Origin of the sequence: Parafrankia sp. FMc2 (assembly GCF_041008525.1) — a bacterium.
Lineage (GTDB): Bacteria > Actinomycetota > Actinomycetes > Frankiales > Frankiaceae > Parafrankia.
This window is the reverse complement of the sequence record NZ_JBFLUG010000176.1, coordinates 1-12,254: the sequence shown is the minus strand read 5'-3', so window position 1 is coordinate 12,254 and position 12,254 is coordinate 1. Positions and strand designations below refer to the sequence as shown.

Here is a 12,254-nt window from a genome sequence, read left to right as displayed (position 1 = left end):
GCCCAACCGGGACCGCCAGCCCCCGCCCCAGGCACACCCACCGGCAGAGTGATCGTGCTGACCGGCCCGCCTGGCGCGGGCAAGACCACCATCGCCCGGCGGGTGGCCGACCAGCTCTCCCTCAGCGTGCACCTCCACGCCGACGACTTCTGGCACTTCATCCGCCAAGGCGCCATCGCGCCCTACCTACCCGAAGCGCACCACCAGAACACGATCGTCATCGACGTGGTGGCCCACACCGCGTTCCGCTACGCCGCCGGTGGCTACGACGTGCTCTGCGACGGCATCATCGGCCCCTGGTTCCTCGACACGTTCCGTGCCACGAGCACGACCAGCGGCATCGAGCTGCACTACCTCGTGCTGCGCCCCGATGAGGCGACGACGCTGCGCCGCGCGACCAGCCGGACCGCCACCGACGCGTTGACCGACCCCGAGCCGATCCGCTCGCTGCACCACCAGTTCAGCAGCCTCGACACCCTCGAACCACACGTACTGGATACCAGCCACATGGACCCCACAGCCACGGCCACAGCCGCGTTGCACGGCATCACCAACGGCCACTACCAGCTCAGTTGATCTCTATCGCCACACGCGGTCCACAGGTTTTGACAATTGCTCGGCGATCAGCGTCGTCCCGCCGGTGGCGTCGTCGGAGGTCAGCACACCGGCCAGTGCGAGGTGGCGTAGGGCGGCAGCGCGGGCGAGGCGGCCGGTCTCCTTTTCCAGGGTCGGGCGACACCGACAGCGTGCACATGGTGCTCGTGCAGGAGGGTCCGCAGCACTGTCCGTGGATCACACTGCCGCGCGAGGGCCTGGTAGTAGAGGGGTCAGTACGGCGGCTCGGGTGCACCAGGCCCTGACGACCACCTCGCCGCCGGCCAGTGCCGAATAGCGTGGTGGGGGCTCAGGGCTGGTGGGCGGACAGGGCAGGGTGGTCTGACGGGCGTCGCGGGCGAGCCGTCCTGCCGGCCAGAAGAGCCGGCGACGTAACCGTTCTGGTTCCCACCGTCGCGCGAGTTGGCCGCGAGCGCGGTGATCTGGTTGCCGTCGACGTCGGTGACACGTAGCTGGGCACCGGGGTGAGGCCGTTCCTCAAGGCGGATCGGGCCCTCAGTAAGCCCGGCCCTCCCAGCTCAGGAGCAGTTTCCCATTTTCCGCAACCTACTAAACGATCATTCCGGCGATAGGTCGAGGTCGGGTGACTCGGTTCGCCCTGGCCCCACGCATGAATAGTTGCTAATCTCTTCACGTGTCAGCGGAGGCAGCAGCACTCGCCGACCTTGAGCCGGCGGCGGAGCTACTACGGGCCTTGGCCGCGCCCGTGCGCCTGGCTGTTGTGATTGAACTGGGCGGTGGACCCAGGTGCGTCCACGAGCTGGTCACCGCCATCGGGGCCAGCCAGTCTCTGATGTCCCAGCACCTACGGGTACTGCGCGGCGCCGGGCTTGTCACGGCCACCCGCCGCGGTCGGGAGATCACCTATCAGCTCACCGACGACCATGTCCGACACATCGTCCGCGACGCCATCCGCCATGCCCGCGAGGAGAACACCGAGAAGGAGCAGCAGTGACCACTGCGACCGCGCACGCCCCGCATCACACAGCCACTGAGCATAGTCACGCCGTGGGCTGCGGGCACGTCGCCGTCCCGCACGGTGACCATGTCGACTACGTCCACGATGGCCATCTGCACCGGGTCCACAATGACCACTACGACGAGTGTGAGCCCACTGACCACGCGGAGTGCGCCGCCCACGCCCACGCCCACGGCGAGGGCTGCGGGCACGTCGCCGTTCCCCATGGTGACCACGTCGACTACGTCCACGATGGGCACCGCCACGCCGCGCACGACGGCCACTGGGACGACCACTGACCCTCACGGGAGACGCGAGGATCATCAGGGCATCCAGAAAGGGGCGCTGGCGTACCAGTCGCTGCGGTGACGCGAGACAGGCATCGCAGCACTGGTCGTCGCCGAGGCGCCTGCCCTACGGCGGCCGGAAACGCGAACACTCTACCGACGATCAGATCGACTGCTGCCAGGCTTCCTCTCCTATCCGCAGGGTGCCGCCTGTTCCGGGGTAGGACGACACGTCGTGCCGTGGCGCCGTTCTCGTGCTCGAAACCGTTTCCATCCCGGCCTGCCTCGTCTATCCTCCTGGCACTGGGTCGCTCCCACCGCGACCGGGCAGGCAGACCAGGAGGTGGCTGAGATGAGAGGCCTTGGCCTGCGCCGTCCGCCACCTCACCTCCCGCTCATGTCCGGCGGCACGCCGGAGCCGGTCCGCCTCGCAGCTTTGGACCCGGACGTCACCGGTCGGCTTGACCGCAGCGCCCAAGCCGACCGGAAAACGGCCACCTACCTGGCCGCAGCGCTGAGCCTCGGCGGGTTGCTTACCCCCGATGCATCGCTCACCAGCCATCTGATCGCGGTGGCCGGCGCGTTCGTCACGGCCGCCGTCTATCTCCTCTGCTCACGGCACCGGCACCGGCTGATGTGCCAACTGCTGACTACGCCCGGGACGGTCAGCCGCCATCTCACCGCCCGCTGGGCCCCGCCAACGCCCCGCTTACAGCACGCATTCGCCCGCCCCGAACCCGCCCGGCTCATCGTCATCAGCCCCCAGAACGCCAGTCGTGTGCTGATGGAGATCCCGCTCCTGCCCGGTCAAGGGCAGCCGCTACCCTGGGCGGACAACGACGAGATTCTGCTCGTCGGAACACCGCGAGCAGGCGCCATCGTCATCCCGATCCTTGCCGGACGCGCGCTCATCCCAGCCGGCCGCGCACGCCGGCCACGTCGAACGACCTCCGGTCATCAATCCGTTCCTGTCGGACTGGCCCGAACGCGCCTGCGACTCAGACTCCGCGTCCGTTCCGCCCCTCCTTGTACCCCGCGTCCGCTGTCGCGACCGAATAAAATATTCGATATATCGGTCCTCCATGACCGGCAGCCCCGGAGCTTCGCTGATCGGAGGAGGTCGGCGGAGTCGGGACCTGCCTCCGCATCCACGGCACGAATCGAATTCCCTACGTCGGCCCGGAAACCGGGCTGGAAGCGCGGAAAGCCCTGAAAGTACTCGGACGGCCGACTGTGGAGGATCTCCCGTTCTCCGCACATGCCGCATCGCTGCTGGTCAGAGCGTTGCAACGGCCGTCGCTGCTGGTGATCGCCGCAGGTCAACGCGGGTGATGTGCGGAATGGGGGGATCTGGCGTGAGTGAGGTGGCCGGTCCACCGGTCACGGTGGGAGTTTTTCTCGTCGCAGCGCAGTTCCCCGGTGTGTCCCAGGCCGAGACACTGGCCGCGGCGGCGGCCTACGCCGTCGCCGCGGAACACGCCGGCCTGCATGGTGTGTGGATCGCCGAGCACCATTTCATCTCCTACGGCCTCTGCCCGTCCGCTATAACGTTCGCCGCCCATGTGCTCGGAAGCACCAGGCGCATCGAGGTCGGCACCGCCGCCTGCGTGCTGTCCACCCGTCACCCCGTCGCCCTCGGTGAGGAGACCGCCTTACTTGATCATATTTCGGGCGGACGCTTTCGGCTCGGTGTTGCCCGTGGCGGTCCGTGGCTCGAGCTGGAGGTATTCGGCACCGGTCTACCGCGTTACGAACGGGGCTTCGCCGAGGCTCTTGACCTGTTGCTGCGTTGGCTCGACTCGGAGCGGGTTGCCGCGGACGGCGAGTTCTTCGCCTTCCGCGAGACTCCGGTAGTGCCGCGGATGCGTACCGAGCCCCGTCCTCCTGTCTGGGTCGCCGCCACTTCCATCGCCACGGTCGAGCTGGCCGCCGTGCGCGGGGTGCCGCTCCTGCTCGGCCTGCATCAGGACGACATGGGCAAAGCCCGACTCCTCGCGCACTACGACCAGGTCGCCACCCGCGGCGGCCGCGATCCGCGATCCGTCCCCCATTGCGCGGTCGTCGTGGCCCAGGTTGCCGACAGCCGGGCCGAGGCAGCCGTCGCGCTGCGCGCCGCGATGCCAGGCTGGATCACCCGCGGAACATCCGATTACACCCGGATCGACGGAGTCAGCGCCCCAGGACGCGATGCTGACGCATATGTCGAGCACCTGCTCCGAATCCACCCCGTCGGCACACCTGAGCAATGCGCCCGGCGGCTCGCTGACACCGTCGAACGCACCGGTGTTCGCCGACTGCTACTCATGGTGGAAGGCTCCGGCAACGAACGAGGCACCCTCGACAACATTGCCAGGCTTGGCACCGAGGTTCTTCCCTTACTGGGCGCCAGCGGTCAGACACTCCACCAGTGACCGCGCAGGGGACGGTCGGGGGCGACCACCTCGCCCACCGGGCCCAGCCGCCAGTTCCCCGGGCGTCAGCTCGGCGCCGCACCGGCAACGCGGACAGGCCGAGTTCGGTGGTGATGCCCGCAGGACTGTGGGTTGGGTCGTCACGCCGGTAGGCGCACCACCGCGACATTGATGATCCATTACCAACACCGAGGCCGCCGCCTTTCCCGTCCGGCCGGCATCGAAGTATCGTCCCTCTTGACCGCAATGGTTTCCGATTTCATGTTGCCTGGAGTGTGTCGATGCGTACGCGGACAGTCGTTGCAGTGATCGCCATGATGGGAGTCGCTGTGAGCGTGGGAGCCTGCGGCTCGTCGGACGACGGGGACGCTGGGCAGGAGTCTGCGGGTGGGAGCCCGGTGTCCGTGGTGGCGTCGACGAACGTCTGGGGTGACGTTGTCCGGCAGATAGCCGGAGATCACGCGAAGATCACCTCGATCATCAACGATCCCAGCGCGGACCCGCATTCCTACGAGGCGGACGTGCGGGTCCAGCGGGAGCTTGCGCAGGCGCGGATCGTGATCGCGAACGGCGGCGGCTACGACGACTTCGTCGACACGATGCTGAGCGCGGCGGACACCGAGGCCACGGTCCTCAACGCCGTCGACATCTCCGGCAAGGAGCCGGCGGCGGGCGGGGAGCTCAACGAACACGTCTGGTACGACTTCCCCACGGTGGCCGCCGTCGCGGCCCGGGTCTCCGACGCCCTGGCGAGCGCCGACCCCGCGCACGCGTCGGAGTTCGAGGCCAACGAGAAGGCCTTCACCGAGAAACTGACGACACTGGAGGGCACCGAAGCCTCGATCAAGGAGACCGCGGCGGGTGCGGGGGTCGCGGTCACCGAGCCGGTCCCGCTCTATTTGCTGGAGGCGTGCGGGCTGACCAACGAGACACCCGAGGAGTTCAGCGAGGCGATCGAGGAGGGCGAGGGCGTCCCCCCGGCCGCCCTCGCCGACACCCTCGCCCTGTTCGGCGAGGGGAAGGTCGAGCTGCTCGCCTACAACGAGCAGACGACCGGGGTGGAGACCGAGAAGGTCCTGGACGCCGCGAAGGCCGCGAACATACCGGTGGTGCCAGTGACCGAAACCCTGCCGGCGGGCAAGGACTATGTGGCCTGGATGACCGAGAACCTGAGCGCGGTGGCCGGAGCGCTGAAGGCATGAGTTCGCCTGGCCCGGTGCTGCGGATCCGGGACGGCTCGGTCGGGTACGGCGCCCGCAGCCTGTGGTCGGGACTCGACCTGGACCTGGTTGCGGGCGAGTTTCTGGCGGTGCTGGGCCCGAACGGGGCCGGCAAGACCACCCTGCTGCGGGTGGCCCTCGGGCTTCACCCGCTACGCACGGGCGTGATCACAGTGGATGGCGAGCCACCGCGGCGAGGCAGCGGCCGGATCGGCTATGTGCCCCAGCAGCGGGCGACCGCGCCGCTGGCCCCGGTGCTGGTCCGCGAACTGGTGCGCTTCGGCCTGGACGGAGGTCGGTGGGGTCCGGGCTGGCCCTCCCGCACCCCGCGGCACCGGGTCGGTGAGGCGCTCGCGGCGGTCGATGCCACCGCCTTGGCCGACCGGGCGGTGGCGGAGCTTTCCGGCGGCGAGCTGCAGCGGGTCCGGGTCGCTCAGGCGTTGGCGACCGATCCGGTGCTGCTGCTGTGCGACGAGCCGCTGGCCTCGCTGGACGCGCCGCGCCGCGAGGCCCTGTCGGCCCTGATCGACCGGCGGCGGCGCACCCACGGCACCGCGATCGTCTTCGTCACGCACGACATCAACCCGGTCCTCCCGTACGTCGACCGTGTTCTGTACCTCGCCGGTGGCGGGTTCGGGTTGGGGTCGGCCGCCGACATCCTGGCGTCGGAGAGCCTGTCCGCGCTGCACGACACGAATGTCACGGTCGACTGGTCCGCCGGCCGGATCTTCATCAGCGGGGTTCCGCACAGCCCTCGCGACCTGCAGGCGGTCCGATGAGCCTGTGGGAGCGGATGTTCGTCTTCGACGACTACGGCGAGCTGCTCTCCCTGCTCCACAACTCGATCATCGCCGGGGCGGTCCTCGGTGTCGTGTGCGGTGTGATCAGCGTCTTCGTGACCTACCGGGACCTGGCGTTCGCGGTGCACGGCGTGAGTGAGCTGTCCTTCGCTGGTGCGGCGGGCTTCCTCCTGCTGGGCGCGAACGTCGTCACCGGCTCGCTGATCGGGGCGCTGCTCGCCGCACTGCTGATCGGGCTGCTGGGAGAACGGGCCCGGGACCGCAACTCCGTCATCGGCGTGCTCATGCCCTTCGGCCTCGGCCTCGGTGTCCTGTTCCTCGCCCTGTACAAGGGACGGGCCGCGAACAAGTTCGGCCTGCTCACCGGCCAGATCGTGGCGGTGGACGCCTCCCGGCTCGCCGTGCTCTCCGCCATCGCCGCGGTCGTGCTCGCCGCCCTGGCGGTGCTGTGGCGGCCGTTGACCTTCGCCAGCCTCGACCCGGAAGTCGCCACCGCCCGGGGAGTTCCGCTGCGCCTGCTCGGGCCGGCCTTCATGCTGCTGCTCGGTGCCACGGTCGCCGCCGCGATCCAGATCGTCGGCGCCCTGCTCGTGCTGTCAGTGATCTGCACGCCCGGCGTGGCCGCGACGATGGTGACCGCCCGCCGGGGCCTGGCCACGGCGCTGTCGGTGCTGTTCGCGACCGTGTCCACCGTCGGCGGGATCCTGCTCGCCCTCGGCGGCACGCTCCCGATCAGCCCCTACATCACCACCCTGTCCTTCGCCTTCTACCTCGGATGCCGGATCTTCGCCGCCATCCGGGGTGTCCGATCGCGCCGAGGGCACCGTTCGGACCGCCACGAGCAGACCAGCCTGGAAGATCAGCCGTTGGCGAGGGGGCCCGTCACCGGGCCGCGGCTACACCCGTCCGCCGTCGGCCTCCACGCACCGCCCGAGACCGTGATCCGCACGGAGTGACGGCCCCGCGAAATCGTTGTTGAAGATTGACGGGGCCCGGGAGAAGAGCCGGCACCCGACGCCACCCCGAGCCCCGTCGCTTTTTCACATCGGTCGACGAACTCTCAGCAGTCGACGAACTCCGGCTGCTGGTTGAGTACCTGACTTTCCCTCGAGATGAAACGCCGATACTGCTCGCCGACCACGGATTCCGGGCGGAAGACCGCCACCCGGTGACAGTTCTGGAATGCCAGCTTCACCGCGAAGTGCCGCTCCAGAGCCTCGCGTATCGCGGTACTCGCCATCGCCCGCAGAAGCTGGCCCTGCTCACCGGCGTCCGCCGGCGGAATCTGGTTGTCGGCAAAGTCGCGAGGCTGACCCGGAAGCTCGCCGGCGAGCCGTCCCACCAGTTCGTAGGCGTACGGCAGGGAAGTGCGGACGCAGGCGAGAAAATCCGCCTCGTCGACCGAGCCCTCACTGGCCTGTTGCACGAGTTCGGGCGACACCGTCAGGGACATCAGGGCCTCCAAAATGGTAGAAACACGACCGCTTCGACAGTAACGGCCATCGGGGTAGCCGACTCGACTTCGGAAACCGTCGTGCCGGAAACTGCCGATGCGTGGTGCCCGTGCGCGGGTTTGTGGACTATGTCGTTTTTCTCCAATTTTTGACGGTAGGCCAGTCCGATCTACGCCCCGCCACCCCACCAGCCGGGTGACATGGCGAATCACGCAGTGACCGTGATCCCCGCCTGGAGATCCAGGCGGAATCCGGGGTCGATCTGCCGGGTGAGGTCGATGCCGACCGTGTTGTTCGCCCACGAGCGGGCGTTCTTCACGTGAAACTCGATCATCTGCCGGTGTAGCCGGTCCCAGTCGCGTGCGGTGTCGTCGACGGCGGCACAGATGCGGTCCAGGGCGGCGGTGTTGGCGGGTTCGAGGGCGACCGACCCCGCGGGCTGGCCTTGCTCCATGGCTCGGACCGCAGCCGACTGGCCCAGGTGGACGAGCAGGTCGTCGCCGACGCGGTCGCGGAGAAAAGCGAGATCGCGGTCATCGTGGATCTTGTTGCCGATGACGGAGATCGGTATGTCGTGGTCGGCGGCGTAACCGCGGTACTGCTCGTAGACGGCGACGCCCTTGCGGGTGGGCTCGGCGACCAGGAAGGTGCGGTCGAACCGGGTGAACAGCCCGGAGGCGAACGAGTCGGCACCGGCGGTCATGTCGACCACGACGTACTCGCCGGGCCCGTCGACCAGGTGGTTGAGCAGCAGCTCGACAGCGCCGACCTTCGAGTGGTAGCAGGCGACGCCCAGGTCCTCCTCGGTGAACGCGCCGGTGACCATGAGGCGCACTCCGCCCACCTCGACGCTGAGGCGGTCGTGGAGCGGGCTGGGCCCGGCGACGGCCAGCAGGCGTGATCCGGTGCCGGGCGGGGTCGTCTTGACCATCTCCCGGGCTGCCGGGATGCGGGGGTTCTCGCCGCGCAGATGCTCCTTGATCTCCTCAAGGTGATCACCGAGGGCGGGGATGGCCGCGGCCGCGCTCTCGTCGAGGCCGAGAGCGACCCCCAGATGCTGGTTGATGTCGGCGTCAAGCGCCAGCACGGTTCGGCCGCGTCCGGCCAGGTGCCGGGCAACGAGCGAGGACAGCGTGGTCTTGCCACTGCCCCCCTTGCCAACGAAAGCGATCTTCATGCGGTGTTCCTCGATGTCGTGGCGGCGCTGCCGCGAACAGGATGGACGAGCCCACGGTCGGGGACACCGGCCGGCTGGACCTCGGGGGAACACGAGCCACTGGTCCCGCCTGTCGCATCCACGGCCCTGGAGGGGCCGTGCGACCGCAGACGCCCCGGCGGTTCGCAGCTCCATCGCAAGGATAACGGTGTTCATTTTCGGTGGCTGGCAGGCATCCGCCGAGTTGTGGCGGCCGGTCGAAGCGGTCGCCTCACGCACACATATATTGAAAATGACAGTCGTTACCGATACGGTTGGTGCGTGAAGGTCAGCGAGGCGACCGAGCACGGGGATGTGGAACCCGGCGATGTGGACGGGGACGGTCCACCAGTCCTCAGGGTTCAGGTTGATCGGTGCATCGGGGCGGGGCAGTGCGTGCGGGCCGCCCCGGACGTCTTCGACCAGGATCCGGCGACGGGAACGGTCGTCGTACTCCCGGGCGAGCCATCGTCCGGGCGATGGTCGACCCTGCGGCGGGCCGCCGACCGCTGTCCGTCCGGGGCGGTCTCCCTCGCAGGACGTTCGGACGGGCCCGCCCGGCCCGCTCGCTGACCACATCCGGAGAGCCGCGACTCATCGGACACAACTCTGCTTCGTGCACGGCTGCGCGGGTGTCGCGTGACGCCGTGCTCTCGTGCTGCGCGGCATCCGTGGGGGGTGCCACGGAAATGGAGGACGTGCGTGTACACACTCGACCGACGGACGCTGTTGCGGTCCGGGGCTGTCCTGGGTCTCCTGGGTGGGGCGGGGCTCGCAGGCTGTGCAGAGGACGACGAAACACCGGCCCCGGCCCCGGCCGCCTCCGCGTCACCGAAGGCCGGCGGCACCCTGCGGGCGGCGTTCGTCGGTGGGGGGTCGGCCGAGACCCTGAACTTCCTGATGGGCCCGACACCGCTCGACTACATCCGTGCGCGCTGTATGCACGGCGCCCTGGGCATCCTCGACCCGCAGGCCGCGGACGGCGTGCGCTACGAGGTGCTGGAGGCGATCGACACCTCCTCGGACCTGTCGACCTACACGCTGCGCCTGCGGGTCGGAGCGACGTTCACCGACGGCACCCCGGTGACGGCCCGGGACGTCCTGTACTCGCTGAACGCCCCGGTGACGCTCGGCTCGCTGCCGTTCCTCAAGCCGCCCGGCCAGAACTTCGATCTGAAGTCGGCGCGGATCGTCGACGACCGGACCCTGGAGCTGCCGACGAAGGCTCCCATCGCGGACGGCCGGCTGATCCTCTGCCAGAGCACGCTCATCTTCAAGGACGGGACCAGGGAGTTCACTGTCGGCATGCCGACCTGTGGCCCCTTCCGCCTCACCGCGTTCGAACCCGGCCGGGGCGCCACCTTCGAGCGCAACGACGACTACGTGGGGCTCGCGGCCGGCGGGGGGCCGTACCTGGACGGGCTCGAGCTGCGCACGATCGCCGACAGCACCGCGCGGGCCAGCGCGCTGACCGGCGGGCAGATCGATCTCGCCGGTGACATCGGTCCGGTCGCAGCCCGCACGCTGGAGGGTGACGGCACGTTCACGGTGGTCACCTCCGAGCTGCCCTACGCGACCCAGCTGTCGTTCGCGATGAACCTTTCCTTCGCACCGTTCCAGGACGTCCGGGTCCGCCGGGCCTTCAAGCTCGCGGTGGACCGGAAGGGCATCGTCGACACGGTGCTGTTCGGGCGCGGCTTCGTCGGCAACGACCTGCCCGGGCTTGGCTTCGCCGACTACGCCGACGGCATCGAGCAGCGGGTCCGCGACACCGCCCAGGCGAGGAAGCTGCTCGCCGAGGCGGGAGCCGAGGGCCTCGAGGTCACCCTGACCACCGCGCCGGAGATGTCGGGCATGGCCGAGACGGCGACGCTGTTCGTCGAGAACCTCAAGGAGATCGGGGTCGCGGCGAAGCTCGACCAGCGGGCCCCGGGCCAGCTGTTCTCCGACTTCGCCGCCTACGTGAAGCTGCCGTTCGCGGCGAGCTACAGCCCGCCGGTGCCGCCGCTGTCGAACTACGCGTCGACGCGGGCCGGCGGCGCGCCCTCGGCCTTCGGGTTCAACCGGCCGGATGTCGACCAGCTGGTGGTGCAGGCCCGCAGTGCCACCTCCGCCGACGCGCGGCGCAGCGCGGCCACGGCCGCGCAGCGCATCCTCTGGGACGAGGGAAACCAGATCATTCCGGTCCTCGTTCCCTCGGTCATCGGGCAGAAGGCGAACGTGCGGGGAATCGTCGACGACCCGTTCACCAACTTCTCCCAGACCTACCTGGCGTGACCGCGGCGTGTCCTGGCTGCTGAGCCTGGTCGCCCGGCGGGTGGCCGCGGCCGCGCTGGCCCTGGTGGCACTGTCCGTGATGATCTTCCTCGCCACGGACGTGCTGCCGGGCGACGCCGCCGGGGTCCTCGGCGGCACTGACGCGACCCAGACCGACCGGGACGCGCTGCGCACCGAGCTCGGGCTGGACCGTTCGGCGGCTGCCCGCTACCTCGACTGGGCGGGTGCCGCGCTGCGCGGTGATCTCGGCACCGGCTACGTCGGCGGGCGCCCGGTGTCGGGTGTGCTTGTCGACACCCTGCCGAACAGCCTCGCGCTGACGGTGAGCGCGCTGGTGGCCGGTGTTCCGGTGGCGGTCGTCGCCGGGCTGCTGGCGGCTTCCCGCCCGGGTGGTCGGGTCGACCGGGTCATCGCGCTGGGGGCCCTGGTGGCGGTGGCGCTGCCGGAGTTCGTGACGGCCGCCCTGCTCGTCTGGGTGTTCGGCGTGTTGCTTGACCTGCTGCCCGAGGTGTCGCTCGTCGGCCTCGGCGAGCGGCCCTGGAACAGCCCGGAGGTGATGGTGTTGCCGGTGGCGGCGCTGGCGGTGCTCGCGGCGGCGAGCACGACCCGGCTACTGCGATCCTCCGCGCTGGATGTCGGCGCCGCTCCCTACATCCTTGCCGCCCGGATGCGGGGGGTCCGCGGCGTGCGGCTGGCCGTCCGCCATGTGCTGCCGCCGGCGCTCGCGCCGACGGTGCAGATCGTGGCGGTGCTCTTCGGGGGGCTGATCGGCGGGGCCGTCGTGGTCGAGTCGATCTTCAACTATCCGGGGATCGGCTTCGAGCTCGCCCAGGCGGTGGGCAACCGGGACGTCCCGATGGTGCAAGGGCTGTCGCTGGCGCTGTGCGCGGTGGCGCTCGGCGGCCTGCTGACAGGAGACGTCATCGGTGCCCTGATCGACCCGCGGTCGCCATCCCGACGACCACTCCGACCCCGCTGGTCAGCAGTGTGCTGCCGGCGGCGAGCGCGACGACCGGCAGCCCACCGTGGGCCAGCCG

Annotated in this window: 12 protein-coding genes and 1 pseudogene; 10 read left to right on the top strand and 3 right to left on the bottom strand. The window is 69.5% G+C overall.

Going from position 1 to position 12,254, the window contains the following annotated elements; translation table 11 throughout:
• On the top strand, positions 1 to 576 hold a 576-nt coding region (locus AB1460_RS32305), incomplete at its 5' end, for an AAA family ATPase (protein WP_420497430.1).
• Between the two features lie 216 nt (positions 577 to 792).
• Here AB1460_RS32305 and AB1460_RS38445 read toward each other — a convergent pair.
• Positions 793 to 1,094: pseudogene (locus AB1460_RS38445) on the bottom strand (hypothetical protein); the annotation flags it as partial.
• 155 nt (positions 1,095 to 1,249) lie between these two features.
• Here AB1460_RS38445 and AB1460_RS32295 point away from each other — a divergent pair.
• The 6 genes from AB1460_RS32295 (at position 1,250) to AB1460_RS32270 (ending at position 7,247) form a co-directional block, all read left to right on the top strand.
• Positions 1,250 to 1,570, top strand: a complete 321-nt coding sequence (locus AB1460_RS32295) for an ArsR/SmtB family transcription factor (protein WP_368955987.1) — start codon at positions 1,250 to 1,252, stop codon at positions 1,568 to 1,570.
• A complete protein-coding gene (locus AB1460_RS32290; RefSeq protein ID WP_368965916.1) occupies positions 1,567 to 1,872 on the top strand; it encodes a hypothetical protein in 306 nt (101 codons plus the stop codon). The genes AB1460_RS32295 and AB1460_RS32290 overlap by 4 nt, the downstream gene beginning before the upstream one ends.
• 1,343 nt (positions 1,873 to 3,215) lie before the next feature.
• A complete protein-coding gene (locus AB1460_RS32285; RefSeq protein ID WP_368955985.1) occupies positions 3,216 to 4,271 on the top strand; it encodes an LLM class flavin-dependent oxidoreductase in 1,056 nt (351 codons plus the stop codon).
• Between the two features lie 329 nt (positions 4,272 to 4,600).
• Positions 4,601 to 5,473 (top strand): metal ABC transporter solute-binding protein, Zn/Mn family, encoded by an 873-nt coding sequence (locus tag AB1460_RS32280; protein ID WP_368965914.1) that lies wholly within the window; start codon positions 4,601 to 4,603, stop codon positions 5,471 to 5,473.
• Positions 5,470 to 6,270, top strand: coding sequence for a metal ABC transporter ATP-binding protein (locus tag AB1460_RS32275; protein ID WP_368965912.1), 801 nt, complete (start codon positions 5,470 to 5,472; stop codon positions 6,268 to 6,270). Before AB1460_RS32280 ends, AB1460_RS32275 begins: the two co-directional genes overlap by 4 nt.
• Positions 6,267 to 7,247 carry a metal ABC transporter permease gene (locus AB1460_RS32270; protein WP_368965910.1) on the top strand — a complete coding sequence of 327 codons (981 nt, stop codon included), beginning with the start codon at positions 6,267 to 6,269 and terminating at the stop codon, positions 7,245 to 7,247. Before AB1460_RS32275 ends, AB1460_RS32270 begins: the two co-directional genes overlap by 4 nt.
• A 104-nt stretch (positions 7,248 to 7,351) precedes the next feature.
• On the opposite strand, the gene AB1460_RS32265 is transcribed toward AB1460_RS32270, so the two are convergent.
• On the bottom strand, positions 7,352 to 7,744 hold the full coding sequence (locus tag AB1460_RS32265; RefSeq protein ID WP_368965908.1) for an SCO5389 family protein: 393 nt from the start codon (positions 7,742 to 7,744) through the stop codon (positions 7,352 to 7,354).
• 209 nt (positions 7,745 to 7,953) lie between these two features.
• Positions 7,954 to 8,922 (bottom strand): AAA family ATPase, encoded by a 969-nt coding sequence (locus AB1460_RS32260; RefSeq protein WP_368965906.1) that lies wholly within the window; start codon positions 8,920 to 8,922, stop codon positions 7,954 to 7,956.
• On the opposite strand from AB1460_RS32260, the gene AB1460_RS32255 reads away from it, so the two are divergent.
• The 3 genes from AB1460_RS32255 to AB1460_RS32245 form a co-directional block, all read left to right on the top strand.
• Positions 8,854 to 9,513, top strand: coding sequence for a ferredoxin (locus tag AB1460_RS32255; protein WP_368965904.1), 660 nt, complete (start codon positions 8,854 to 8,856; stop codon positions 9,511 to 9,513). The genes AB1460_RS32260 and AB1460_RS32255 overlap by 69 nt on opposite strands.
• Positions 9,514 to 9,642: 129 nt before the next feature.
• Positions 9,643 to 11,217, top strand: coding sequence for an ABC transporter substrate-binding protein (locus AB1460_RS32250; protein WP_368965903.1), 1,575 nt, complete (start codon positions 9,643 to 9,645; stop codon positions 11,215 to 11,217).
• 7 nt (positions 11,218 to 11,224) lie between these two features.
• On the top strand, positions 11,225 to 12,254 hold a 1,030-nt coding region (locus AB1460_RS32245; RefSeq protein WP_368965902.1), incomplete at its 3' end, for an ABC transporter permease.